This window comes from Paraburkholderia sp. JHI2823 (assembly GCF_038900695.1).
GTDB classification, from domain to species: Bacteria; Pseudomonadota; Gammaproteobacteria; order Burkholderiales; family Burkholderiaceae; genus Paraburkholderia; species Paraburkholderia mimosarum.
This window is the reverse complement of record NZ_JAYMRY010000464.1, coordinates 1-216: the sequence shown is the minus strand read 5'-3', so window position 1 is coordinate 216 and position 216 is coordinate 1. Positions and strand designations below refer to the sequence as shown.

The window sequence follows — 216 nt, the reverse complement described above, 5'->3', positions numbered from 1 at the left end:
TGGTGCGCACGGACCGCTGGGTTGGCGCGCCAATCACGAGTGCGCGCTGGCCCGCCGCTTCCAGCCTCTCCTTGCCGTATTTGCGCGACAGCGACAGCAGGCCCAGGCACGCGCGGTATCCCATTTCTGGGTGCGGACGGTTCGTCAGCAAATGCCTGACGACCGCCTCGGCGCTGACGCCGATCGATGCGCCCCAGTTCAGCAACCGGCTCGGTG

At 68.1% G+C, this 216-nt stretch carries 1 pseudogene; it reads right to left on the bottom strand.

Annotated features, from left to right (window positions below):
- Nucleotides 1-216: pseudogene (locus tag VSR34_RS39420) on the bottom strand (IS21 family transposase); the annotation flags it as partial.